This window comes from Paenibacillus sp. GbtcB18 (assembly GCF_019091125.1).
Classification (GTDB): Bacteria; Bacillota; Bacilli; order Paenibacillales; family NBRC-103111; genus Paenibacillus_F; species Paenibacillus_F chitinolyticus.
Map to the genome: position 1 here is coordinate 75847 of NZ_JAGXJX010000008.1, position 25843 is coordinate 101689.

At 51.5% G+C, this 25843-nt stretch carries 18 protein-coding genes; 14 read left to right on the forward strand and 4 right to left on the reverse strand.

The genetic code is table 11. The features are described 5' to 3' along the window. Positions 1–17 precede the first annotated feature (17 nt). Both KVT34_RS21720 and KVT34_RS21725 read left to right on the forward strand, forming a co-directional pair. Positions 18–1178, forward strand: a complete 1161-nt coding sequence (locus tag KVT34_RS21720) for an MBL fold metallo-hydrolase (RefSeq protein ID WP_217561007.1) — start codon at positions 18–20, stop codon at positions 1176–1178. A gap of 59 nt (positions 1179–1237) precedes the next feature. After that, positions 1238–1465 (forward strand): sulfurtransferase TusA family protein, encoded by a 228-nt coding sequence (locus KVT34_RS21725; protein ID WP_217561009.1) that lies wholly within the window; start codon positions 1238–1240, stop codon positions 1463–1465. A 98-nt stretch (positions 1466–1563) separates the two neighbouring features. Here KVT34_RS21725 and KVT34_RS21730 read toward each other — a convergent pair whose 3' ends face one another. Then, positions 1564–1734: a hypothetical protein gene (locus KVT34_RS21730; RefSeq protein ID WP_217561011.1), complete on the reverse strand. Its 171-nt coding sequence runs from the start codon at positions 1732–1734 to the stop codon at positions 1564–1566. Between the two features lie 150 nt (positions 1735–1884). Here KVT34_RS21730 and KVT34_RS21735 point away from each other — a divergent pair, with 150 nt between their 5' ends. Together KVT34_RS21735 and KVT34_RS21740 are read left to right on the forward strand one after the other, a co-directional pair. Then, a complete protein-coding gene (locus tag KVT34_RS21735; protein ID WP_217561013.1) occupies positions 1885–2676 on the forward strand; it encodes a sulfite exporter TauE/SafE family protein in 792 nt (263 codons plus the stop codon). Positions 2677–2755: 79 nt separating this feature from the next. Then, positions 2756–3238: a DsrE/DsrF/DrsH-like family protein gene (locus tag KVT34_RS21740; RefSeq protein WP_217561015.1), complete on the forward strand. Its 483-nt coding sequence runs from the start codon at positions 2756–2758 to the stop codon at positions 3236–3238. Positions 3239–3797: 559 nt separating this feature from the next. Here KVT34_RS21740 and KVT34_RS21745 read toward each other — a convergent pair. After that, a complete protein-coding gene (locus tag KVT34_RS21745; protein WP_217561018.1) occupies positions 3798–4394 on the reverse strand; it encodes a hypothetical protein in 597 nt (198 codons plus the stop codon). Positions 4395–4554: 160 nt separating this feature from the next. Here KVT34_RS21745 and KVT34_RS31970 point away from each other — a divergent pair, with 160 nt between their 5' ends. The 9 genes from KVT34_RS31970 to KVT34_RS21790 all read left to right on the forward strand — a co-directional run bounded on the left by KVT34_RS31970 (position 4555) and on the right by KVT34_RS21790 (position 19664). Further along, a complete protein-coding gene (locus tag KVT34_RS31970; RefSeq protein ID WP_309244123.1) occupies positions 4555–4647 on the forward strand; it encodes a stalk domain-containing protein in 93 nt (30 codons plus the stop codon). Between the two features lie 243 nt (positions 4648–4890). Then, positions 4891–6711, forward strand: a complete 1821-nt coding sequence (locus tag KVT34_RS21755) for a sensor histidine kinase (RefSeq protein ID WP_217561020.1) — start codon at positions 4891–4893, stop codon at positions 6709–6711. Beyond that, complete coding sequence (locus KVT34_RS21760) at positions 6704–8224, forward strand: response regulator transcription factor (protein WP_217561022.1); 1521 nt, start codon at positions 6704–6706, stop codon at positions 8222–8224. Before KVT34_RS21755 ends, KVT34_RS21760 begins: the two co-directional genes overlap by 8 nt. Before the next feature lie 245 nt (positions 8225–8469). Beyond that, on the forward strand, positions 8470–9939 hold the full coding sequence (locus KVT34_RS21765; protein ID WP_217561024.1) for an ABC transporter substrate-binding protein: 1470 nt from the start codon (positions 8470–8472) through the stop codon (positions 9937–9939). A 161-nt stretch (positions 9940–10100) separates the two neighbouring features. Beyond that, positions 10101–10982, forward strand: coding sequence for an ABC transporter permease subunit (locus tag KVT34_RS21770; RefSeq protein ID WP_217561453.1), 882 nt, complete (start codon positions 10101–10103; stop codon positions 10980–10982). A 30-nt stretch (positions 10983–11012) separates the two neighbouring features. Further along, positions 11013–11933, forward strand: coding sequence for a carbohydrate ABC transporter permease (locus KVT34_RS21775; RefSeq protein WP_009673528.1), 921 nt, complete (start codon positions 11013–11015; stop codon positions 11931–11933). 196 nt (positions 11934–12129) lie between these two features. After that, positions 12130–13449, forward strand: coding sequence for a glycoside hydrolase family 125 protein (locus KVT34_RS21780; RefSeq protein WP_217561026.1), 1320 nt, complete (start codon positions 12130–12132; stop codon positions 13447–13449). Next, complete coding sequence (locus KVT34_RS21785; protein WP_217561028.1) at positions 13446–16739, forward strand: beta-galactosidase; 3294 nt, start codon at positions 13446–13448, stop codon at positions 16737–16739. The genes KVT34_RS21780 and KVT34_RS21785 overlap by 4 nt, the downstream gene beginning before the upstream one ends. A gap of 201 nt (positions 16740–16940) precedes the next feature. Beyond that, on the forward strand, positions 16941–19664 hold the full coding sequence (locus tag KVT34_RS21790) for an alpha-mannosidase (RefSeq protein WP_217561031.1): 2724 nt from the start codon (positions 16941–16943) through the stop codon (positions 19662–19664). 132 nt (positions 19665–19796) lie between these two features. Here the strand turns inward: KVT34_RS21790 and KVT34_RS21795 are convergent, their stop codons facing one another. Further along, positions 19797–20357 (reverse strand): cupin domain-containing protein, encoded by a 561-nt coding sequence (locus KVT34_RS21795; protein WP_217561033.1) that lies wholly within the window; start codon positions 20355–20357, stop codon positions 19797–19799. 326 nt (positions 20358–20683) lie between these two features. Next, complete coding sequence (locus KVT34_RS21800) at positions 20684–21373, reverse strand: hypothetical protein (protein WP_217561036.1); 690 nt, start codon at positions 21371–21373, stop codon at positions 20684–20686. A 309-nt stretch (positions 21374–21682) separates the two neighbouring features. Between KVT34_RS21800 and KVT34_RS21805 the strand changes: the two genes are divergently transcribed. After that, positions 21683–25837 carry an NACHT domain-containing protein gene (locus KVT34_RS21805; RefSeq protein WP_217561038.1) on the forward strand — a complete coding sequence of 1385 codons (4155 nt, stop codon included), beginning with the start codon at positions 21683–21685 and terminating at the stop codon, positions 25835–25837. The last annotated feature ends 6 nt before the right edge of the window (positions 25838–25843 follow it).

Consider the following 25843-nt stretch of genomic DNA (forward strand, 5'->3'; position numbering starts at 1 on the left):
ATAGGGAGGATACACGGATGAATACGAGCAATCGCGAGAAAGGGCGGCTTAGAGGATTAACGGCCGCCGCGCTGGCGGAGAAGGTTCTAAGCGACAAGCCCCTTTTTATATTGGATGTGCGCAATGAAAGCGACTTTGCCGATTGGAAAATCGAAGGCAATCGGGTCGATATGCTGAACGTGCCTTATTTCGAGCTGCTGGACGGGGTGGAGGCCGTAACGGATAAAATCCCGACGGACCGCGAAGTGCTTGTCGTATGCGCCAAAGAAGGCTCGTCGAAATTCGTGGGCGAGCAGCTTGTGGAGGCCGGTTTCTCCGATGTTTCGTACCTGATCGGCGGGATGAAATCGTGGAGCGAGCACCTGGAGCCCGTGAAGGTGGGCGATCTGAAAGACGGAGGGGCCGTCTACCAATTCGTCCGGATCGGCAAAGGCTGTCTGTCCTACATGGTGATCTCGGGCGGGGAAGCCGCGGTGATTGATGCGGTACGGATGACCGGGGTGTTCACCGCTTTTGCCCGGGAGAAGCAGGCCGTGATCAAGCATGTGCTGGATACGCACCTTCATGCCGATCATATATCCGGAGGCCGCAAGCTGGCTGCGGAAACGGGAGCGGCTTACTGGCTGCCGCCCAAGGATGCGGAAGAAGTGGTGTTCGGCTACTCGGAGCTGGAGGAAGGCGCCGATATGACGGTCGGCTCCACACGGATCGCGATCCAGCCGCTGTATTCCCCGGGCCACACGATCGGAAGCACGTCGTTTGTGGTGGATGACCGCTACCTGCTGACGGGGGACATCCTGTTCGTCGCTTCCATCGGGCGTCCCGATCTGGCCGGCAAGGCGGAGGACTGGGCGAGAGATCTGCGCGCCACTTTATACGACCGCTACAAGAAGCTGTCCGAAGAGCTGATCGTGCTCCCGGCGCACTTCGGGCGGTTTGCCGAGCTCGGCGAAGGCGGAAGAGTGTCCGCGAGACTGGGCGACCTGTTCGCGGACAATCCCGGGCTGAATATCGGGGACGAAGCGGAGTTCAGAAAAACCGTGTCGGAGAATCTGCCTCCCCAGCCCAACGCTTATCAGGAAATCCGGCAAACCAATATGGGTAAAATAACGCCGACGGAAGAGGAGCAGCGCGAAATGGAGATCGGTCCGAACCGCTGTGCCGTACACGATCAATAATATACGATTCTTTACAAAAGCAATCCTTAACGGGATAAACGATAGAGGAGGATAACAAGATGGAAGTGAACGTAACGGTTGATACGAAGGGAATGGCATGTCCGATGCCGATCGTCAAAGCCAAGAAGACACTCGATTCGCTGGAATCCGGGGGTATTATGCAGGTTCTGTCCACGGACAAAGGCTCGCTGAACGATTTTCAGGCGTGGGTCAAGCAGACCGGGCACGAGCTGATTAAGCATGAGGAAGATAACGGCGTATATACATTCTACGTGAGAAAAAAATAAGACGTGTGGTTAACCGCCGTCATGTGACGCCGAGTGCGGAAGCGTTGGCACAGGCTGCCTGAAAACGCGATTCTCCGGGATTTTTCGTAACTCCCGTCTCAGTTATCGGTATAAACCACACGGACACCCAGATGGCCGTAGGTCTCTTCGGTGTAATGGCCGCCGGGGCATACTTTGATCACGCAGTGCGCGGTAGCCTCATCGCTTTGGAGGGGCTGCCCGCAATGCGGACATACGGAAACAAATAACCGTTTGAGTTGTTGAATCATGCTTGAAAACCCTCTTTTCCAACTAAAATACTTGGTATTAGTTTATTATAGCCGGATCGGCGGCGCAAGTACAGAGCTTCTTCCTTTTAATTTATGCCGCTGCCGGAATGCTGTGCTAAGATTAGCATCAAGTGAGACAAGGAGGATGTTATGGATGTTTTGTTAGCGGTCATCATGCTGGCGCTGGGGTTGGCCGGGTCTTTTTTCTCGGGCCTGCTGGGAATCGGGGGAGCCATTATTAATTATCCGCTCCTGCTGTTTGTCCCGCCTCTGTTCGGGGAAGCCGCTTTTACGGCCCAGGAAGTATCCGCGATCTCGATGTTCCAAGTATTCTTCGCCTCCTTGTCCGGTGTTCTGTTCCGAAGACGCGGAAAATACGGACCTTCTCTCGTTCATAAAGGGCTTGTCCTGTATATGGGCGGTGGCGTGCTTGCAGGCAGCTTGATCGGCGGATTAGCTTCGAAATATATGCCGGGCGACACGATTAATGTGATCTACGGCGTGCTGGCGATAATCGCGGTGGTGCTGATGCTGATCCCGGTCAAGGGCAAGCGGCAGGAGGAAGGGAGCGGCCTTGCTTTTAATAAGCCGCTTGCCGTACTTTCCGCGCTGGCAGTGGGTCTGGTGTCCGGGATCGTCGGCGCAGGCGGGGCGTTTATTCTTATCCCGATTATGCTGACCCTGCTGAAAATTCCTACCCGCACCACGATCGCTTCTTCGCTGGCCATTGTGTTTATTTCGGCGGTCGGCGGGGTTATCGGGAAAATCGGGGCGGGGCATATCCCGCTGCTTCCGGTTATTTTTACGGTCATCGGCAGTCTGCTCGGAGCGCCGCTCGGTTCCCGGCTGTCGGCCCGGATCAACGTGAAGTACCTGCGGTACGCATTGATTGTTCTCATTGCCGCCACGGCGTTCAAAATATGGCTGCCTATTTTGTTCTAGAAAGCTGGTCCGCTGCGGATCGGCTAAATTTTTCGCGGATTGAATACCTATAGGTGTATATGTATAAAGGAGTGACATGATGGTGGAGCAAAAAGAAGGAACGACGATTGTCTTGTTCAGCGGGGAAATGGATAAAGCCATCGCCGCTTTTATCATAGCGAACGGCGCGGCCGCTTACGATCACGAGGTGACGATCTTTTTCACCTTCTGGGGACTGAACGCGCTGCGCAAAGATGAGCCCGTCAAGCTCAAGAAGGGTTGGCTGGAAAAGATGTTCGGCCGCATGATGCCGAGAGGGCCGAAGAAGCTGGGCTTATCCAAGATGAACTATATGGGCATGGGCCCGAAAATGATCCAGTACGTGCTGAAGAAGCACAATGCGCTGACGCTTCCGCAGCTTATCGAGCTGGCGCAGGAGCAGGGCATCAAGCTCGTCGCCTGCACGATGACGATGGATCTGCTCGGCCTGCAGAAGGAAGAGCTGCTGGACGGGATCGAGTACGCGGGCGTAGCCGCTTACCTGGGCGATGCCTCGCAGGCGAAGGTGAATCTGTTTATTTGACGGCGGAAAAGGAGCGAAGTCGCCGGGCGGAGGCTGATGCCGTCCGGCGCAGCCGCATTGCCCGCGGAAGGCAGGCGCACGGTGTGAACCACGGCGGCAGGACAGGTGGCGCCGAAACGGGAAGGAGTCGGACTCCTTCCCTTTTTTACGTGCGGTATGCGTCATCGTCATGCGGCAGTGTGCTGCAAGCGGGGGCACCTGACGGTGCGTCTGTGCTGTGTACGGGCACGAAGCCCGTCGATGCAAAGCGAGATTGCGGCGGTCTGACCGGCGCACCTGATCGGCGTGCTTAACCAGACGCCGCCGCTGCCTACCGGAGGCTGCGCACAGACGCTCCCTGTACTGCCCGCCGCATGCTCACCGCTATCGGTGCCTGCCGGAAGCTGCGCACAGGCACTCCCTATGCTGCCGCCGCATGCCCCTCGCCGTCGCTGCCTACCGGAAGCTGAGCACAGACGCTCCCTATGCCGCGGCCGCTTGCTTGCCGCCGCTATACCTCGGGCTGCTCACATACGCTGCCCGCTGCGCCACCGCCGTATGCTATCGGCGTCACGCCACACTATCCGGCGGATGCTATCTCTTCGCTACCGAGCAGCGACCATACGGCATTGCCGTGGAGATCTTTGGACTGACGCAGATGCGAGACATGAATATCCCCGTTGGCCCGCTGCCAGACGACCTTGGCTTCCGCTTTGTTGCCCTTCAGAAGCAGCGCATACATAAGATCGCCGGGTTTAAGCCCGCGAGCCGCTGTGATAAAGACTTCATAGAAAGAAGAAGCTTCGTTCCTGCTGAGTTTGCTTTCGAATTCAGCTTCAATATCGGGACCCGCAATCAAGTTCCACTGCTCTTGCGCGAACGCGGTCGGCTGTTTGGAGTCTTCACTTGCTTCCTTAGAAGTCTTGGTATGAAGCGCCTGAACGGCTTTGTTCCAGGAGCTTTCTAATTTCGAATATACGTTGGGGTCGGAAAACTCCTTATAAGGAACGGGTTTAGAGGAGGCCTCCCGGGCAACCGCAGCCGGAAATTTTTCGGTAAACGAACGTGCCGTATCGGCATGAGTTGTTCCGGGAATCGTATTCGCCGCGTACACAACGGTACTAGATATGACGACAGCAGCTAAGGTGGTAATTCCAGTGATCGCTTTCTTAGTCATCTCATCCTCCTGTTACATTTTAACCGCTTGGCACCTGGGTTTGAACGACAAGCCGTATGAACGAAAGACACTTACGGCGGACTCCCCAATGGGACATTTTCTCTAGTGTAACGACTGTCGTTTGATTTGGCAATTAAAGTAAAAATAAGATGAAAGAACCGTGCTGCCGCTGCGCTTTATTACGGAACTGCTCGGCTGGGACGTTAAATGGGGCCGGCAGGACAGATCCATTACCTTGACGAAATCCATATAATACCGGCACCGCGGACCGGCAAGAAAGGTTAACGGCCTTAATATTCGCCGCAATCAATTTTCCGGCTTTATTGGAAAGACGCGGGAAATCGCATGAACAGGACTGCCTTTCGAGGCGGTTCTTTTCTTTTTTCTCCGTAATAAGTCCGGGACTTCGCGCCACGAAACCGACAAAGGCGGTTAGGTTGTATAGGCGGCGGCATGCTATAATCGAGACGGATAACGTTCAGGGAGGGCAGACCGTATGGGAGTCAGGAGAATCTACCGCAACTATTTGAAAAACAACTTGTTTCTGAAAATGATCCTGATGTTTTCCCTGATCACGATCCTGACCATCATTACGCTTTCGTATTTGATGTTTTCTTTCATGTCCCAATCCATCGTGGAGCGGGAGCTGGCCAACCAGAAAAAGGCGATGGAAGGCGTCAGTTCGTACGTTAACGGCAAATTGGAGTGGGTGCAGTCGATGCTCACCGACATTTACCAGAACGACGCCCTGTCGGCCAACATGTCGTATTTCCTCCAGCATCCTTATCAGGAATATGCCGAGCACCGGCTGGATCAATTTTATAAAGATACGAATTTTTCGACGGATGTTCTGAAATATTTGCAGAACAAGCTGGACGCGGACCCGGATATCCAGAATCTCATGCTCTACAGTGCGGAGGAGCAGTATCTCTACACGTACAATTCCAACCGGCTGAGCAAGCTGATTTCAACGAACGCTTCACGTTCCTACATTCCGGACATCATGGCGCAGGAGACCCGCACGATTGCCCTGCCGAATATCTGGATGCGCAAGACGCTGAACCAGTGGGACCCCAGGCTGTATTCCATCCGCGTACCGGTGAACGATAAATATTCGCTCAAAAATATCGGGCAGCTGCTTCTTTATTTCAATTCGGACGGGATAGTCCGGGCTCTCGAAAGCTATAAGCCGGATTTAAAAGGGACAATCTTCGTTATGACCCCCGACGGGGATGTGATGTTTGATTCTTCCGGAAAATACTACGGGAAGAAGTTCCCTTACACCGATAGGATCAACAGCTTGTACGATACGGGCACGCTGCAAAACGGCATGTATTTGACGAAGCTGACGCAGAGCCGGGGCGGCTTTATCGTCATGGGGGCCGCGCCCAAGGAAGAGATCGCGGCTTCCTACCGGGGCCTCCGCAATACGATCCTGCTCGTCAGCGCGATTGCTATTCTGTTCGCGATCCTCATTCCGTCGCTGTTTATTATGAACTTCGCGAAGCGGACGAACCGGATCATCCAGTTCACCCGGCGGGTGAAGCGGGGGGACCTGAAAGCCCGGATCCGCGATACGCGGGAAGATGAGCTCGGGCAGATTTCCAAAAGCTTTAACGATATGCTGGACGAGCTGAACAACTACATCGACCGGGTGTACAAGGCGGAGATCAAGCAGAAGCATACCGAGCTGACCGCGCTTCAGGCCCGGATTAATCCGCACTTCCTCTATAACACGCTGGAAGTGATCCGGATGAGGGCGCTCTCGCAAGGGGCGAGCGATGTGGGCGAGATGATCTACAGCTTGTCCGTGCTGTTCAAAAGCTTCGTGCAGCAGAAAACGATCTATACGATGAAGGACGAAGTCGAGGCGTGCCGGATGTATCTGGAGCTTTTCCGTATCCGGTACAAGGACCGTTTTTCGTACGAAATCGTGTGGGAGCGGGACTTGGCGCACGTTCAGATTTTGAAAATGTCCCTGCAGCCGATTATCGAGAACTACGTCGTTCACGGAATCCGCAGCGACCGCAAGGATAACCGCCTGACGATTACGATCGGCGAAGAGGGTGGATTCGTCCGGGTCCGGGTGCAGGATAACGGCAACGGCATGACGGAAGAGAAGCTGGCCGAGATCACGAAGAAGCTGGACCGGGAGGAGACGGAAGGCGAATCGTTCGGTCTGAGGAGCGTTCACGAGAGGCTGAAGCTGCAGTACGGGAGCGAATACGGGATTGAACTTCACAGCGAGCCGGGACAAGGCACGACGGTAATCGTGCGCTACCCCGGCGCAGAGAAACAGGAGGCGGCCCATGTATAGAGTATTTCTGGTGGATGACGAGCCGTTTATTATCGAAGGGCTTTACGACATCATAGACTGGTCCTCGTTCGGGCTCGAAATTGTGGGCCAGGCCGAGAACGGCCGGGAGGCGCTGGAGGCGCTGAAGAAGACGCCGGTGGATCTTCTGATCACGGACATTTCGATGCCGGTTATGAACGGGCTTGATCTGATCCGCGGGGCGCGGGAATTTCATCCCGACCTGAAGGTGGTGGTCCTCAGCGGGTTTAACGATTTTGTATATTTGAAAGAATGTATCAGGCTGGGCATCGAAAATTATTTACTGAAACCGATTAATCTGGACGAGCTTAAAGCGACGCTGGACAATACGGTGGAGAAGCTGAACGCTTCAAAATCGGAACGCTTGTTCAACGAATACGGCGTGCAGATTTTGAAGGATAACATGATGCACCGCTGGCTGACGGGGCAGATTGCGTCCGGCGAGTACAGGGAGCGGGCCGATCTGCTCGGCATCGAGATGGACAAGCCGTACATGGCCGCCGCGGTGATGCGGCTGGAAGAGAACTTCATCCAGGTGTTCGAGCTGATTTCGCGGCAGATGAAATACAACGAGTCGATCATCCCGTTCCGGGATGTGGACGGAGACCTCGTGATCCTTTTCGTGATGGACGATCCCGAAGAAGGCAAGCGCGAGATGATCGGCACGATCGAGGAGCTGCTCGACCGGCTGACGACGTACCAGCCCATCCGCACTTCCATCGGAAGCGTGCAGCCGCTCCCCGATCAGGCCCCGCTCAGCTACCGGCACGCGAAGAAGGCGCAGGAGTATTTCCTGCTGTACCCGGAGCACGGCCTCATCGACTACAGCGACCTGCCTTCGGGCAAAGATGCGGGGAAAGCGACGTTCCCGATTGACTGGAGCGAATATACGAAGCTGATCATGGCCAAAGACCGGGAGAAGCTGCTCCTGCGCATCGAAGAGGATTTCGAGGAGATGCAGACGCTGGAGGGTGTCACCCCCGGAGACATTCAGGATATCGCGATGGAAGTGATTATTCTTTTCAAAATGGCGCTGAAAGAGATTAAGCACGTGGAGGAAACCGAGCTGTACAAGGAAGGTTTCGAGAAAGTGCGGCAGGCGGGCACCCTGCGCGAGCTGATCAAGGCCGTCCAGGACGTGGCGGGGCTTACGGTCGATTCGCTGATCCGGGATATCAAGAGCCCGGTTGTCCAGCAGGTGCTCAATTACATCGACGAATCGTATGCCGAAGAGCTTTCGCTGAAAGCGCTGGGCGCGCTGTACAATATCCATCCCGTCTATCTGGGCCAGTTGTTCCACAGGGAGACAGGCGAAACTTTTACGGAATATATCAACAAATACCGGATCGAGAAGGCGAAGGAACAGCTGAAAACGACGCATCTGAAAGTGCATGAAATCGCCCGGAATGTGGGCTACTGGGAAACGGGTTACTTTTACAAACAATTTAAGAAATATGTGGGAATCTCACCTACGGATTTCAAGGGACTGCTCTAGCGGATGGCCGCGGGCAGTCTCTTTTCTTTATTTTAGACACGATAACTTTAATTTCTCTTCTATTTGAAACTGCTTTCATCACGTACAGTAAAGATAGTCCTCGAAGCAAGCGGACAGCGGCCTAAAGCCCATGCATAGGGCATTTCCCGGTTCCGCACAATGAATAGAGCAGAAGATCGCGTAGAAAAGCCGTCTGCCCTGTTCGTGCAGAGATGGCGGATTTATTTCAAGGGGAGGATACACACATGAAAAGAAGCAAGAAAAGTTTGGCTGTCGTACTTGCCATGCTGCTTACGTTTACTCTGGTGCTCAGCGCCTGCGGCGGCAAAGACGGCAAACAAGCCGAAGGTACATCCGATAAGCCGGTTGAACTGATCTGGTACACGATCGGGACTCCGCAGAAAGACACGGACCGTGTCATGGAAGAAGTCAGCAAGTACACGAAAGAGAAAATCGGCGTTACCGTCAAAATGAGACAAATCGATTTCGGCGACTACTCGCAGAAGATGCAAGTAATGGCCGCTTCCGGTGAGCCGATCGATATCATGTTTACCTCTTCGTGGGCATTCGATTATGTCCAGAATGCAAGAAAAGGCGCATTCCTGGCGATCGATGACCTCTTGAATAAACAAGGCAAAGGCATTAAAGACGCCCTCGACCCGGCGTTCCTGGAAGGTTCCAAAGTAGACGGACACAACTACGGTATTCCGGCTAACAAAGAGCTTCCGGCACAGGAAGTATGGCGCTTCAACAAGAAGCTGCTCGACAAGTACAACCTGGATATCTCCAACGTGAACTCGCTGGAAAGCCTGGAGCCGCTGCTTAAGACGATCAAGGAAAAAGAACCGAACGTATTCCCGCTGGCGGCGGACAAAAACTTCGGCCTGTACGTTCCTTACGACTATGTCATCGAAAAAATGCCGATGGCCGTCAAGCTCGACAGCACGGACCTGAAAGTCGTTAACGTTTTTGATACACCTGAAATGAAACAAGCGCTTCAAACGATGAACAAGTACTATAAAGCTGGCTACATCCCGACTGAAGCGGCTACACTGAACTCGCTGAGCGACGTTCAAGCAACGGGCAAATGGTTCGCGGACAAAGCGACCAACCAGCCTTTCGCCGACAACCAATGGTCCGCAAGCTACGGCTACCCGGTTGTATCGACTCCGGCCGGTCCGTCCACGATCTTCAACTGGTCCGTAATGGGCTCCATGCAGGCGATTTCCGCCAACTCCAAGTATCCGGAGAAAGCGATGGAATTCCTGAACCTGCTGAATACCGATCCGAAGCTCCGCAACATGGTTGATTCCGGTATCGAAGGCGTGCACTACAAGAAAATCGGCGACAACGTGATGGAAAACCTTCCGGATGCGAAGAACTACGACATGCCGACGTTCTCGCTCGGCAGCGTTATTATCACGTACCTGAACAAAGAAGACCCTGCCAACAAGTGGGACGAGTTCAAGAAGTTCAATGACGCGGGCAAACCGGCTCCGCTGCTCGGCTTTAACTTCGACACTTCGAAAGTGACAACTGAAATCGCCGCCGTACAGAACGTGAAGGAAGCTTTCTGGACTTCACTGATGACCGGTACGGTAGATCCGAATCAATACCTTCCGCAGGCTAACGAGAAAATGAAAGCCGCGGGTCTGGATAAAATCATGGCCGAAGCTCAGCGTCAAATCGACGAGTGGAAAGCTTCCAAGAAGTAAGAGAATCAGTATCGGATTAGGCGAATGTTTCCCGCATTCGCCTGATTTTTTATGCTCGCGAGCGTTACCGGCTTCGAATTATTTCTCAAAAGGGGTGATAGGGTGTGACAAGGATTACGAATTTCTTCAAAGACATCAACAAAAACAAAGCACTCCTTCTCATGGTACTGCCAGGCACGATCTGGTTCCTGTTCTTCTCCTATCTGCCGATGGCAGGTATGGTCATTGCGTTCAAACAATACCGGTACAGCCGGGACGGCTTCTGGGCCAGCATAGTCGAGAGCAAGTGGGTCGGCCTGCAAAACTTCAAGTTCCTGTTCAGTACGAACGACGCTTACATCATTACGCGCAATACTTTGCTGTATAACTCCGTGTTTATTATCGTCGGCCTGGTCCTTTCGGTCCTGCTGGCTATCGTACTATCCGAAATCGTAAATAAACGGCTCGCCAAAATATATCAGACCGGCATGTTTCTCCCGTACTTTCTGTCCTGGGTCATCGTCGGCTATTTCGTATTCAGCTTCCTCAGCTTCGACAAAGGTCTCGTGAATAAAGTCGGCGCCATGTTCGGCGTAGATCCTACCCAGTGGTACAACAACCCGACCTACTGGCCGCTGATCATCATTCTGGTGTTCCTGTGGAAATCCGTCGGCTACAACAGCGTCGTTTACCTGGCCGCCATTATGGGGATCGACAAATCCTTGTACGAAGCAGCCATGATCGACGGCGCAAGCAAATGGCAGCAGATTCTCCACATTACGATCCCGATGCTGAAGCCGCTGATGACGATTCTGACGCTACTGGCGATCGGCCGCATTTTCTACGCCGACTTCGGTCTCTTCTATCAGGTTCCGAGAGATTCCGGCACGCTCTACTCCGTGACGAACGTTATCGACACGTATGTATACCGCGGCCTCAAAACGACCGGTGAAATCGGCATGAGCACCGCTGCAGGTCTTTACCAGTCCCTGGTCGGGTTTATTCTCGTCATTACCTCGAACTACATCGTACGCAAATTCAACAAAGAGAATGCTTTGTTCTAACAGATCAGCATGTGAAAGGGGGAATTGGCTGTGCAAGCCCAAACGAGAAAAAAAAGCCGCGATTTTCATCAGCTCCCGACCGTCTGGAACGTTGTCTTTAACCTGATTGCAGCCTTGTTCGCTTTTGCCTGCGTCTTTCCGTTCCTGTTCGTTACGATCATCTCCTTCACGGATGAAACGACACTGGCCGCCAACGGCTACCAGCTTATCCCGGAAAAATGGAGCCTGGAGGCTTACCGCTACTTATTCAAAGCGGGCGATCAGCTTCTCCGCTCGTACGGCGTCACGATTCTCGTCACGATTGTCGGGACCGTTATCTCCGTCATCATGACAGCGCTGTTCGCTTATGCCATTTCGCGTAAAACGTTCAAATACCGCAATTTCTTCGGATTTTTCGCTTTCTTCACCATGCTGTTCAACGGCGGTATGGTACCGACGTATATCGTCGTTACCCAACTGCTCGGCATGAAAGATTCGCTGTGGGCGCTCATTCTGCCCTTGGCGGGGAACGCCTTCTACATCATGATCATGCGGACGTTCTTCAGCACCTCGGTGCCGGACGCGATTGTCGAATCCGGTAAAATCGACGGCGCGGGCGAATTCCAGATCTTCTACAAGCTCGTCATGCCGCTGGCTCTGCCGGGGATGGCAACGATCGGCCTGTTCAGTACGCTGGGCTACTGGAACGACTGGTTCAACGCGCTTCTGTACATCGACGATCCGAAGCTGGTTCCGCTCCAATCGATGCTGATGCGGATCGAGAACAGCATGCAGTTTCTGCTGCAGAACACGAACAACCCGTCGCTCGGGATGGGCGTGCTGCAGTCGCTGCCGCAGGATACGTCCCGGATGGCGATGGTCGTTCTGGCGACCGGACCGATTATTCTCGCGTATCCGTTCTTCCAGCGTTATTTCATTCAAGGCCTGACGATCGGCGCCGTGAAAGAATAGGCCGAACGCAGCGCAATAGGCGGCCCTGCAGCATGCGGGGCCGCTCCTGCATAGAGGGCGAAACGACCGCCCGGTGCCGCTTTTGGCCGCATAAGAGCAGAAGCGACATACCGGGTCAAAACCTACACATATAAGAAACGTGATAAATCGAGTACACTAGCAGACAAACTGGTAAATTATTGGAGGAACCGAAGCCATGGAACAATTCAGACTGCCCAAAATTCCGATGCCTAAGCTGGAGCTCCCGCAGGCCATCCAGGAAGTATTGAAGGAAGCCGAAGAAAAGCTGGCGCACCGCCCCAAACTTCTTCAACTGTTCAAGAACTGTTTCCCGAACACGCTGGAAACGACGACGAAACTGCTGGATGACGGCACCACCTTCGTTATTACCGGAGACATCCCGGCCTCCTGGCTGCGGGATTCGGTCGAGCAGGTAATCCAATACGTGCCTTTTGCCAAAGAAGACAAGGATCTGCAGCGTATTATCGGCGGCCTGATCAAGCGCCATATCGCTTACATCCACATCGACCCCTACGCGAACGCGTTCAACGAATCCGCGAACGACTGGCACTGGAACACCACCGACATTACGGACATGTCCCCGTGGGTGTGGGAGCGCAAATTCGAGCTTGATTCGCTCTGCTTTTCGATGCGTCTGGCCTATGCGTACTGGAAGGAAACCGAACTGACGGATATTTTCGATGCGGGCTTTAAAAGCGCGATGCGCAAAATCGTCGAGCTGTTCAAAACCGAGCAGCGCCACTTCGAACAGTCTCCTTACCGCTTCACGCGTGACAACGGCATTCCGACCGATTCGCTTCGCAACAGCGGCCTGGGGATGCCGGTCAATTATACGGGCATGGTCTGGTCCGGCTTCCGTTCCAGCGACGACGCCTGCGACTTCCATTACAACATTCCGGCCAATATGTTTGCCGTAGTGGCGCTTCGCCATATGCAGGAATTCGCCGAGTGGGTTTTCCGCGATATGGAGTTCCTGAAAGAACTGAAAGACCTTGAAGCCGATATCGACCACGGGATTCAACTGTACGGCATTTACCGCCACCCCGAATTCGGACCGATCTACGCGTACGAGACGGACGGCTTCGGCAACTACTGCCTGATGGACGATGCGGGTACGCCGGGACTCATGTCGATTCCGTACCTCGGGTATGTGAATGCGGACGATCCTATCTACCAGAACACGAGACGCTTCGCTCTCAGCAAAGAGAACCCGTTCTACTACGAAGGCACGGCGGCAAAAGGAATCGGCAGTCCGCATACGCCTCCGGGCTACATCTGGCACATGGCTTTGTCCATGCAGGGACTGACTGCCACAACGGCCGAGGAGAAGCTGGAGATGATCGCGATGCTCGAAGCGACCGACGCGGATACGGGCTTTATGCACGAAGGCTTCCATGCCGACGATCCGAACACGTTCACAAGAACCTGGTTCGCGTGGTCGAACAGCCTGTTCTCCCAGCTCGTGTACCGGGCGATGAAGGACGGATTGCTATGAGCGTAAATCAGCCGGTCGTTGTTTTCTATGATCCGTCGTTTCCGATAAGCGCCGCAGACCAGACAGCCGTGAAAACAGGCCGGCAGGCCGTGCCGGTCTTGAAGGAAGAGGTTCGGCAGCCGGACTCCGCCGCAGGCTTAACGGACGCTGCCGGCGCCGCGCTCCAGACCGATACCCTGGCGGGTATCGGGAACTTCGTCAGCGCCGACGGCTTGGCCGAAGCTCTGAACGAAGCGGCCGGCGGCTGCTTCGTGAACCTGCACGCGCCGTATTTCCCGAAGGCGGCGTGGCCGGCTATTCTCGGCTTCCTGTCGAGAGGCGGAAGCCTGATCTCCGTCGGCGGCGCGCCGTTCAAGCATCCGGTGCGCCGCGAAGGCGGCGAATGGCACGTGGAAGCCGAGCAGACGGCTTACCACCAGGAGCTGCACATCCACGAGGCGCTTCGCGTGGACGCTTCCTCCGCGGCGGAACTGTCCGCCTCGGACACCGTCCCGCTGCTGGCGGGGCAAGAATCGCTGTTTAGCGTGACGGACACGTGGAATCTCGTGCCGCACGTGACCAAAACAAGCGATCTCCCGCACCAGATGGGCTCCGCCGGACCGATGAGCACGCAGATTTATCCGCTGCTCAAAGGGATTACCGCGGAAGGCCGCGAAGTGTCGGCTCCCGTCGTGCTCTGGGAAAACTCGCGCGGCAAGTTCGAAGGCTCGCGCTGGCTGTTCGTGAACCAGCCGCTCCGCGCGCAGTTCTGGGAGCAGGGCGGCGCCGCGGCGCTCAAGCAGTGGACGGAATTTTGCGCGGCCGGCGTGACCGAGCTGTGGCTGAAGCCGAATTACGCTTCCTACGAAGCAGGCGAGCGCCCGCAGCTTACCCTGCAGACCCAGCGGATGACGCGCGTAAACGGTGCCGGCCGCGTGAAGAAGGCGGAGGCCTGGACGTTCTCCATCACCGTGGAGCACGAGAGCTCTTCCGATCGTTGGACGTGTGAGCTTCAGCAGGAGGTTACCGGCGAATTCGGCCTCGTCCGTATCCCGGTTCCGCTCGACATTCGAAGCGGCTTGTACCGGGTGGAGTGCCGTGCCGAATCCGCGAGCGGCGAGATTCGCATCCTGCGCCAGGGCTTCTGGGGCCTGGACGCCGAGCTTTTGGCGGAAGGCCAGCCGATCGGCCGGGACCGCGACTACTTCATCCAAGACGGCAGGCCGCTGCCGGTTGTCGGCATGACCTACATGACTTCCGACGTGGCCCGCAAGTTCCTGTTCCTGCCCAACGCGGCGGTGTGGGACCGCGATATGGCCCAGATGGCCCGCGCGGGCATCAATTGGATCCGCACAGGCATCTGGACCGCTTACCGCAACATTATGCAGGTGGACGGCCATGTGTCGGAAGACGTGCTCCGGGCGATCGACGCGTTCCTTATGACGGCCAAGAAGCACGGCTTGCAGGTTACGTTCACATTCTTCTCTTTCACGCCGGAAACGTGGGAAGGGGTCAATCCTTACCTCGATCCGCAGAGCGTGGAAGCGCAGAAGCGGTTTATCCGCTCCATCGTTTCGCGCCACCGGAATACGAAGAACGTGGATTGGGATCTGATCAACGAGCCGTCCATGTTCGAACCGGAAAAAATCTTCTCCGACGGCCCGCGCTCCTGCCGCGATCCTTTTGAGAAAGCAGCCTTTATAGAGTGGCTCCGCAAGCGCCACGGTTCTGTCGAAGCGCTGCAGGAACGCTGGAACATGTCCCCGGAGCAGCTTCCGGATTTTGCGGCGGCTGTCGTACCGGAAGCCGAAGAAATCAACTTCGACGTGCAGGATATGCACCGCGGCAAGAAAGGGACCCGCTGGCTGGATTACTGCCTGTTCTCCATGGACATGCACAACCGCTGGGCCAAGGAGCTTTATGAGACAATCAAGGAACAGTGTCCGGATCATCTCGTGACCGTCGGACAGGACGAAGCGCTCGGAGCCCAGAGACCGTCGCCGTTCTTCTACGAAGAAGCCGTCGACTATACGACCGTTCACTCCTGGTGGCTGAACGATCAGCTTCTCTGGGACGGTATTTTCGCCAAAACGGCGAATAAGCCGAATCTCGTCCAGGAAACCGGCATCATGTACGTGGAAACGCCGGACGGCCGGGCGAAACGGACCGAGACGGAGCTGCGGAACCTGCTGGAACGCAAGTACGCCTACGCGTTCGCGACAGGCGGAGCGGGGGCGGTTCACTGGATCTGGAACACGAACTTCTATATGGATAACGCTAACGAATCGCATATCGGGGCTCTCCGGGCAGACGGCACGGAGAAGCCGGAAGCGGACGTCTCCTATGATTTTGGAACGTTTATGGCCGGTATCCGCGATTTGTTCCGGGAACGGAAACTGGAAGATATCGTTGCCGTTTTCCCGTATTCGAACGATTTTTCGAACCGGAAGCTGGCCTTCGATGCCACGACCCGGTTGACTCGTGTGCTGGCTTACCAGCTTAACCAGCCTTTCCGTGCGGCGTCGGAGTACCATTTGGATGCGCTGGAGCAGGGGCCGGTCAAGCTGATTCTGCTGCCGAGCGCCCATAACGTGGACGATCAAGCGATGGCGGAGCTCGTGGAGTTTGTAAAACGTACGGGAGCCGTGCTGCTTGCGACAGGTCCGCTGGGTATCGACGCTTACTGGAGAGAAACGGTCCGCATGGACGATGTGCTTGGCAGCGGCAAGCTCGCCAATGTCCGCCGGGAAGAAATGCTGAGCATCGGCGGCTCCCTTCAGCCGGTTTCTTTCGGACAGAGACGCATTGCGGAAACCGTCAAGGAAATCCGCCTGAACGACGCAGGAAAAGAAGGCCGCATCGGCGCGGGAGCCGCAACCGGAACCGGTGTAACGGGACAAGAAGCCGGCAGCCCGCAAGGCGATGCTGTTGTGGATATACCGCTCGGCAAGGGCCGCCTGATCTGGAGCCCGCTGCCTGTCGAGCTTAACGAGAGAACCGAAGCCGTTGCCGAGCTCTACCGGTACGCCCTTGAGGCGGCAGGCTGCGAGAGCGGTCTGGAATGGCGCCGCGGGGGGAATCTGCCGGGCGTGTACGGGCGCAAAATCAGCTTCAAGGAAGGCTCGCTCTTCGTATTCGTGTCCGAATTCGCCTGGGACGTCCCGGTAGAAGTGAAGGATACGGAGACCGGAGCGGTCTACTCCTTCCTGCTGGAGAAAGAGCGGTCCGTCCTGTTCGCCGCCGATTCGGCAGGCAAGCTTCTCGCGGTTTACCGGCCGGACGAAGTCCAAATCGGCGTAGGCAGCGAGTAAGACGGGAGGGAGCGTAAGGGTACGTGTTCGGGTACGTCTGCACGTACCTGCGTTATCCTTAACCCGTCAGGGCAGATTCATGTTTTGACTAATGACAATTCAAGCTGGAGAACACGCCGCCCTGACGCGGCGATCTCCGGCCCTTTTTTCAAATAGAAGATCTCACCAAGCATCACCACAAAGAAGGGGAGGCGAACGATCATGAGCAAAAAAAGAACGGCGCACATTATTTCCCACACGCACTGGGACCGCGAATGGTACCTGCCTTACGAAAAGCACCACGTCCGGCTCGTGAAGCTGGTCGATACGCTGCTGGATAAACTGGATGGGGGCCCGGATTACAAAAGCTTTTATCTCGACGGCCAGACCATCATTCTCGAAGACTATTTGCAGGTTCGTCCGGAGCAGAAAGAGCGTCTGGAGAAGTACATCCGTGAAGGGCGTATTTTTATCGGTCCTTGGTACATTCTGCAGGATGCTTTTCTGACCAGCCCCGAGGCGAACGTGCGGAACATGCAAATCGGGCACCAGGACGCCAAAAAGTACGGACAAATATCCAAAATCGGGTATTTCCCGGATACGTTCGGCATTTACGGGCAGGCGCCCCAGATTTTGCGGCAGGCGGGCATCCGCAACGCCTTCTTCGGTCGCGGCGTGAAGCCGACGGGCTTTAACAACACCGTATCGGACTCCGGATACGAATCGTCGTTCTCGGAGCTGATCTGGGAAGGAACGGACGGCTCCAAGGTGCTTGGCGTCCTGTTCGCGAACTGGTACTCCAACGGCAACGAAGTGCCGGCCGGAGAAGAGGAAGCGAAGGAATACTGGGCCCGCAAGCTTGCGGATGCCGAGAAGTACGCGTCCACGGGCGAGCTGCTGTTTATGAACGGCTGCGACCATCAGCCGATCCAGCTCGACCTGCCGGAAGCGATCGAAACGGCGCGGAAGCTGTACCCGGACACGGAGTTCGTCCATTCGAACTTCGCGGCTTACCTGGAGGCGCTGGGCGACAGCGTGGAGCGCGAGCTGTCCTTCGTCAAGGGCGAGCTGCGGAGCCAGCGTACGGACGGCTGGTCTACGCTCGTCAACACGGCGTCGGCCCGTGTCTACTTGAAGCAGATGAACCAGGAAGGCCAGGCGCTGCTTGAAAAAGTAGCCGAGCCGCTCGCTTCCTTCGCGCATCTGCTCGGGGAGCAGTATCCGCATCATCTGTTTACGTATGCCTGGAAAACGCTGATGCAGAACCACCCGCACGACAGCATCTGCGGCTGCAGCGTGGACGAAGTGCACCGCGAAATGGTGACGCGGTTCGAGAAGAGCCGCCACGTGGCGGAAGCCATCGTGGACGACAGCAAGCGTGCCATCGCCGAAGCGATCGACACGAGCGTGTTCGCGGGATTCGGCGAGGATGCTCTTCCGGTCGTCGTGTTCAACACGACAGGCTGGGAACGCACCGGCACCGTCTCCATCGAGCTTGATGCGGCGCGTCTGTACTTCCGGGAAGGCTATTCCCTGGAAGAAACGGCAAGCCGCATGAAGAACGTGGACCTGTCGGGCCGCGTGCTTGTCGACGCGGAAGGCAAGGTCATCCCATGCACGGTGGAGGACCTTGGACTCCTGTTCGGCTACGACTTGCCGGACGACCGGTTCCGCCAGCCGTATTCGTGCCGTAAGGTGAAACTGACGTTCGAAGCGCGGAACGTTCCGGCGCTCGGACTCCAGACCTATGCGTGGGTGCGCAGCGATAAGGCGCCTTCCGCGCCTGCTTCCCTGTTCGCAGGCGAACGCGTGCTGGAGAACGAGAGCCTCAAAGTCGAGATCGCGCAGGACGGGTCGTTTGCGCTGACCGACAAGGCAAACGGACGGACGTACCGCGATCTCGGCGTGTACGAGAACACCGGAGACATCGGCAACGAGTATATGTACAAGCAGCCGGAAGGCGAAACCGCGCTGACCACGAAAGGTCTTCCCGCACAAGTTCGCGTGCTGGAAGACACGGCTTTCCGCGCTTCCGTGGAAATCGTCCACGAGTGGGAGATTCCCGTGTCCGCCGACGAGACGCTGGACCGGGAGCAGCGGGAAATCGTGTATTTCCCGCACCGCAAAGCCCAGCGTTCCACCGAGACGGTGCCGATGGTCATCCGCACCGTCGTCAGCTTGGACCGTGGAGGCAAGGGCGTGGAGCTGTCCGTCTCCTTCAACAATCAGGCGAAGGATCACCGCATCCGCGCGCTGTTCCCGACGGACCTTCAGGCAAGCTCTCACGCGGCCGATTCCGTTTTCGAAATCGCCCGCCGGGACAACGAGCCTGCGGCTGAGTGGGAAAACCCGAGCAACACGCAGCATCAGCAGGCATTTGTCGATGTGAGCGAGGCTCAGGCCGGTCTGACGGTTGCCAACCTCGGCCTAAGCGAGTACGAAGTGCTGCGCGACGGGCGCAACACCATCGCCGTGACGCTGCTCCGTGCGGTCGGAGAGCTCGGCGACTGGGGACTGTTCCCGACACCGGAGGCACAGTGCCTGGGCGAACACACGGTACGCCTGATGCTGATCCCGCACAGCGGAGACGGCATCTCCTCCGGCGCTTATGCGCAGGCGTACCAGTTCCAGATCCCGTGGACCCTCTGCCAGACCGGCGTGCATACAGGCGCTGTTCAGCCTGTCTATGCGCCTGTCCAATGGGAGGGCCGGGAGCTGGCCTTCTCCTCGCTCAAAATGAACGAGGAGTCCGGAGACATCCTTCTCCGCTGGTTCAACATGAGTTCGGAGCAGGCAGAGCTGCCTGTCCGCACCTCGCTTCCTCACAGCGGCTTCTACAAGAGCAGCATCATGGAGGAAGCAGGGGGGGCGATCCCTGCGGAGGGCGGCGCTATCCGCGCCCAGGTCGCGCCTCATGAGATCGTGACCATCGGGCTTCGCCGATAGAAGATCAATCAAACAAATCGGGCAGACTACGGCTTATAAGGCCGGGGTCTGCCCGATTTTATTTTTGTCCTTAAAGAAGGGGCTGTTACGGAGCCTGTTACCTTAATGGAGATGTCTGCGGGTATATCGTTTTTATTCGGCAGCCATTGCGTCTGCTTTCGTTCTATGGACCGTACCGAATGGATGCTGAGGCGGCGCATAAATAGAATAGAGCTTAAGCGGCGTATGGCCCGTATTGGTTATATTGTGCCATTTACCGGCGGGTACCATGATCGCGTATTCGTCATACACTCTTCTTTGAACATTTAAATGATCTTTAGTATCCCCCATCTGAACGAGACCTTGACCCTGTTCAACACGCAAGAATTGGTCAGTTGTGGGGTGAACTTCTAAACCGATGTCTTCTCCGGGGCTGATACTCATCAGCGCGACTTGTAAATGATCTCCTGTCCATATGACAGTGCGATAAGTATTGTTTTGCTTTGCGGCCTCGCTAATATTCACGACAAACGGTGTTTTTCCATAATCTTTTAACTCGATTTTGCCGTTTGTGTTCGAGGGTTGCCGATGACCCAATCGGTCTGCATTCTCTAATGGATGCGGAATAGCCCGGTACACAGGTTGTCTGGCATAGTTATACACGGGTGCGTTAACGTAGTACGGATATGGAAACGTATTTCTGGCGTAATACATGGAGTTTCCTCATTCCCTTCACAGAAGTATAAAATAGGGTATTCATGTGGCTTGGGCATGGGTACTCTTTAAAAATACCCCCAACCGGTTGACGGAGCAGGGGGGGATCTCATGAGATCGTGACCATCGGGCTTCGCCGATAGAATAATAAAATGATTAAAGCCGGAGCGCTCTGCTCCGGCTTGTTCTTTTTGCAACGAATAGTTAAGCAAGCCAAATTTTCCGAAAGTGTACAAGTGGTACCAATCGCACCGGTTGTGCATTATCTTGCTTACTGGCTCGAAGGTGCACCTGCCGGGCTTTTCGTCATAATTGGCTAGATCATTCTACCTTAGTTCAACTGCTCGTACATGGTTATTTGTTTTGTTAATCGTGAGGATTATTCGATGTGCGAATCGTGAAAAATAGGCTAAAGTCGTAGAAGTGAGAAGCTCGTCACTAAAAAGCCAGTTTTGAGGAACTAAAACAATGTTTCCATCGAAATCGAGATGTGTCTCTTTGAAGAACTTCCATAAGGAATCGTCCATCTCGTCAAATTCCACTTTGCAAAGGTTGCGGAATTCTCGAATCATTATTTCAACATTTTCGCAATCGATTGCTCCCTTTGTTTGCGAACCGAGATCTTTCCTCATATAAAAGTCAGAAACAATCGGGCTAATTAGTTTCATATTCTCTTTCTTGTCTTGAAAATAGTTTTGAGTCGCCAGTTTAAGCTCGCTGAGTCTGATCATCGTAAGTTTTTGATTTTCATAGATACCTTGAACGGTATTAAAGTGGCCGGCCACATGATTTAACACGTAAGTTTGTATATCAGGTGTATGAATCGGAATCTGGTAGCACAACCCTTCCTTCTTCTTAAAAAATGGACAAATGATCCACTGCAGAATTAAATCGTCCTTAATTCTATTCCATGCAGGTGAATTAGTAGATGGTAGGGTTGATATAGAAAAATCAGGCTCATCAATTTCTTGGAAACTATCATTTTCGGGTTCCTGAAGTACACTGTACCAAGGCATATGGTTCTCCTTTACAACAAAAGGGCTGCCCTATATTAGGACAGTCCTTTCATCTTTTTTAATTAATATACTGTTACGCTTGCGGCTTTTATAGGCGCAACCCCATAGAGAGGTTGCTTATAAACTTCTTTTGTTCCTACAATATCACGAATTGAGTTTTTACTTCAAAAAAATCCAACTTTTATTTTTTACGTTGGGTGTCTGGTTACAAATAAAAGGAAAATTTAATGAGTTCTAGAATGTTAATGAAATATAGTACGAAGTCTATGATTTTCCGTTTTTTAGACACGGATCAGGCGAGGTGTATTTGTGAAAACACAGTATGAATGGAAACGTTATTGGTGTTCGAGAGAAGGTACTATAAGACTTACTTCCGAAGGTTTTTTGGAAGATCCACATGCATATATGAAATTAGGTCATGTCGTATCCTTTGAAGAAATATCGCAAAAAGAATGCTTAGCATTATTGGGTGAACCTGGAATTGGTAAAACAAATTCATTAAAACAGTTTGTTGAAGCTATGAAGGATGTAAATAAGCCAATTTATTTAGATCTAAGATCATATAGTTCAGATGAAAGGTTAATTAAAGATTTATTTGAGAGTCCGTTATTTCTTGATTGGAAGAGATCAAACAGCGGAGACATATATATTTTTTTGGATAGCTTGGATGAATGTTTGCTTAGAATGGATCATATTAGTTTTCTTTTGTCACAAGAATTTGAAAAATACGATGTAACCCGTATTAAATTGCGTATTGCATGTAGAACTGCTAATTGGCCTAGAGCACTGGAAGAAGAGTTAATAAAGCTATGGGGTAAAAATTCATACGAAGCCTTTGAGCTTGCGCCTCTCCAGAAAAAAGACGTTTATGAGGCTGCTTTAACTAATGGGATCAATGCCAGTCAGTTTATTGCAGATATTATTAAAAAAGGTGTTGTATCTTTTGCTATAAAGCCAGTTACCCTTCAATTTTTGATAAATACGTATACTAGATACAGAGGTTCATTGCCATTAACTCAGAAAGATATTTTTTTAGAGGGCTGCTCTATACTGTGTGAGGAACTTAATAGTAAACATAAAAAACACGGTAAATTATCAGTTAGAGAAAGATTAAGTATCTCCACTAGAATTGCTGCTCTCACCATATTTACTAATAAATTTGCAGTGTGGGCTGATGTTGATTTAGGAAATGTTCCAGAGGAGGATATCACTCTTGGCGAAATAGCGTATGGTTTAAATAGAGGACTTGATCTAAAGCTTGTATTGAAAGAGGAAGATATACTAGAAGTTATAAATACAGGTTTATTTACTTCTCGTGGGTTACATCGTTTTGGATGGGCCCACCAAACATACGCAGAATTTTTAGCCGCTTTATATACAGTAGAGAATAATCTTTCATTTCAACAAATTTTGAATTTAATCGAGCATCCTGATGATCCGCAGAAAAAAATTGTTCCACAATTACATGGAGTTTCAAGTTGGATTGCATCATTCAACTCTGATATTTTTAAACATATATGCGAATGTGACCCGGAAGTTTTACTAAGGATTGATCTTACTAGCGTGGATGACAGAGACAAAGAGTCATTAGTCGATAATATTTTGGAGAGCCTCGGTTCTGGGAGAATTTACTCTATAAATAATGAATTTTCAAATTATTTTTATAATATAAAGCACAGTAACTTAAGTGAACAGTTACGTCCCTATATTACAGACACAAATAAAGGATCGATTGTAAGAAGGGTTGCAATTAATATAGCAAGAGCATCTGAACAGATTGATTTAGTGGAAGATTTGTTGAAAACTTCTTTAAACAAAGAGAACGAATATAATATTAGGATTAGAGCAATTGACGCGTTTTATCATCTGAGCAATGCTGAACAAAAATTAATGTTGATTCCCCTAACTCAGCTTGATGTAAGTGAGGACCCTAATGAGGAATTAAAAGGAATCGCCTTGTCGTCTTTATGGCCAGATTTGATATCTAGCAAGGAACTTTTTCCCTTACTAACATTACCAAAAAGAAAAAATTACATAGGAAATTACCGCATGTTTTTACGTCATGTTATTGTTGATAATCTGAATGATACTGATCTTATTTATGCCCTTGAGTGGATTATTCCTTACATCAGAAATAATAGGGTAAAGAGTGTTGTAGAGCCTTTATTTCATCATGTAATGAACAAATCATTGGATTATCTTAACGACATTAATATTTTAAAAATCTACATTAGAATATTACAGATTAGAATAAGACGTTTTGATCATTTTCACTATCTAGACCGAATTAAATCTGATCATGAAATAAGGAGATATTTAATAAAAGAATTAGTTGGGTCATCAGAACTTAATATTGAAAGAATAGCAATGCTTGCTTTTTCTCATTTCATTACTAAAGATGACTTCCCGTGGTTAATAGAGCAAGTTTTGAATGAAATAGATTTGTTTCTCCAGTACAAGTGGGTTGAAGTTATAGTTAGGAATTTTAGAATGAATGACACCGACCATGTACAATTGATACATAATGCAATGCAGAAGAATAGCATTTTGGATGAAAAGTTTTCCCAATTATTTAATGGTATTTCGTTAGATTCGAAGGAAGCAGGTCTAGCTAAAAAGGAATACTATAAAAAACTTAGAAATGGAAAAAAACTAGAGGATCGGAAACGTAAAACTTCTCCTGCCTCATTACCTGAAAGAATTGAGAAAAGGGTGAACGAAATTCATTCGGGAAATTTAGATGCGTGGCACTTACTTTGTTTAGAGGTGGGAGTGGATACCGAAGGTATAATTCAGGAATTCCAACCTAACCTAACAAAGTATAGCAGTTGGCAAATAATTAGCGATGAGATCAGGGAGGATGTAGTTGCTTGTTCAAAAATTTACCTTTTGGGTGCCCATTCAAATAGCAAAGAATGGTTGGGTGCAAATACAATATATGCGTCCTCACTTACTGCTTATAAAGCATTAAGGCTATTGTACGATTATGATTATCATTTCTTGATAGAGATGCCAAATGAAAGGTGGCACAACTGGTCTGCTGTCATTCTTTCTCAGTGGACGTCCGGTGAAGAAGACATCATACGCTCTAACTTAATCAGTATGGCTTATGAGCGTGTACCCAGTTCAATAATAAGTGATTTACTAGTTATACTATTTAAAAAAAAGGCTGAAAACTCAGATCTCTATATATTAAGGGTTTTAGGGAAATGCTGGGACGAACGTCTAGGCCAGACTTTATTTGATTGGCTTAAGTCAAATGACCTGCAATTAAGGACTAAGCAGAGTTTAACTGAATATTTATTGCACCACTCAGTAACAGGTGTCGAAGAGTATGTAATTAGTGTGATCGATAAATATATCTTATCTCCCAATGAAATGGATAGGGTGAATGCATTAATTTCTTTAGCAGCGCTATGCACACATTATGAAGGTGGATTAAAGATAGCTTGGAGATTTATTGAGGACAACGAAAATTTATTTAAAGAATTAATGCTAATGGTTGCAGGTAATGGTAGTTTTAAAATTAAGACAAATCGTTTGGATGAAAAATTTTTAGCTGAACTTTATATCAAGCTAGGCACACATTTTCCTCATAAAGAAGATCCTAAATTTGATGATGAAGAGATGGGACACTACGTAACTCCAAGAGAAGATGTTGCAGACTTCAGGGATAATATCTTAGATAAATTAATCAATTTTGGCACAAACCAGTCAAGAACTGAAATGCTCAGAATATTAAATGTATTCCCGGAAACTGCATCCTTAAAATGGAATGCTGCAAAAGCGCAAGAAGTAGCAAGGCAAAAATTATGGGTTCCGCCTAGTGCATTAGATATTATACTGTTAACCGGCAATGATGAAGGAAGGCTTATCTATAATGGTGAACAGCTTTTAGAAGTTATTCGTACATCGCTTAAAAAAATTGAAAGAAAGCTTCATGGAAACACACCAGAAGTATTTTTACTATGGAATGACCTAGGGGATAAGAAATTTAAGCCACGGACAGAAAATGAATTCTCTGACTATGTTAAGCAACGATTAGAAGATGATCTCACAGGAAGGGGAGTAATTTTAAATAGAGAAGTTGAAATTCGTAGAAGTTTTGGCTCTTATCCTGGAGAAAGAACAGATATCCAAGTTGAAGCTGTATTAAAGAATGAAAGAGGCAATTACGACAACATAACAGTTGTTATAGAGGTTAAAGGAAATTGGAACAACAATGTTTCTCAGGCGCTTGAAACTCAATTAGTAAATCGATATTTGAAAGAAGAAAAAAATAAATATGGAATATACCTAGTAGGATGGTTTGAAAGTGAGCTATGGGATAAAGAGGACCCACGTTATAAGAAAGCAAATACTATAAAAAAACATGAGCTTGAAGTGATACTTTCTGAGCAGGCCCGAAAATGCTCAACCCATTCTTTAAAAGTGATGCACTATATCATGAATTTAGAATATTAAGTTGAG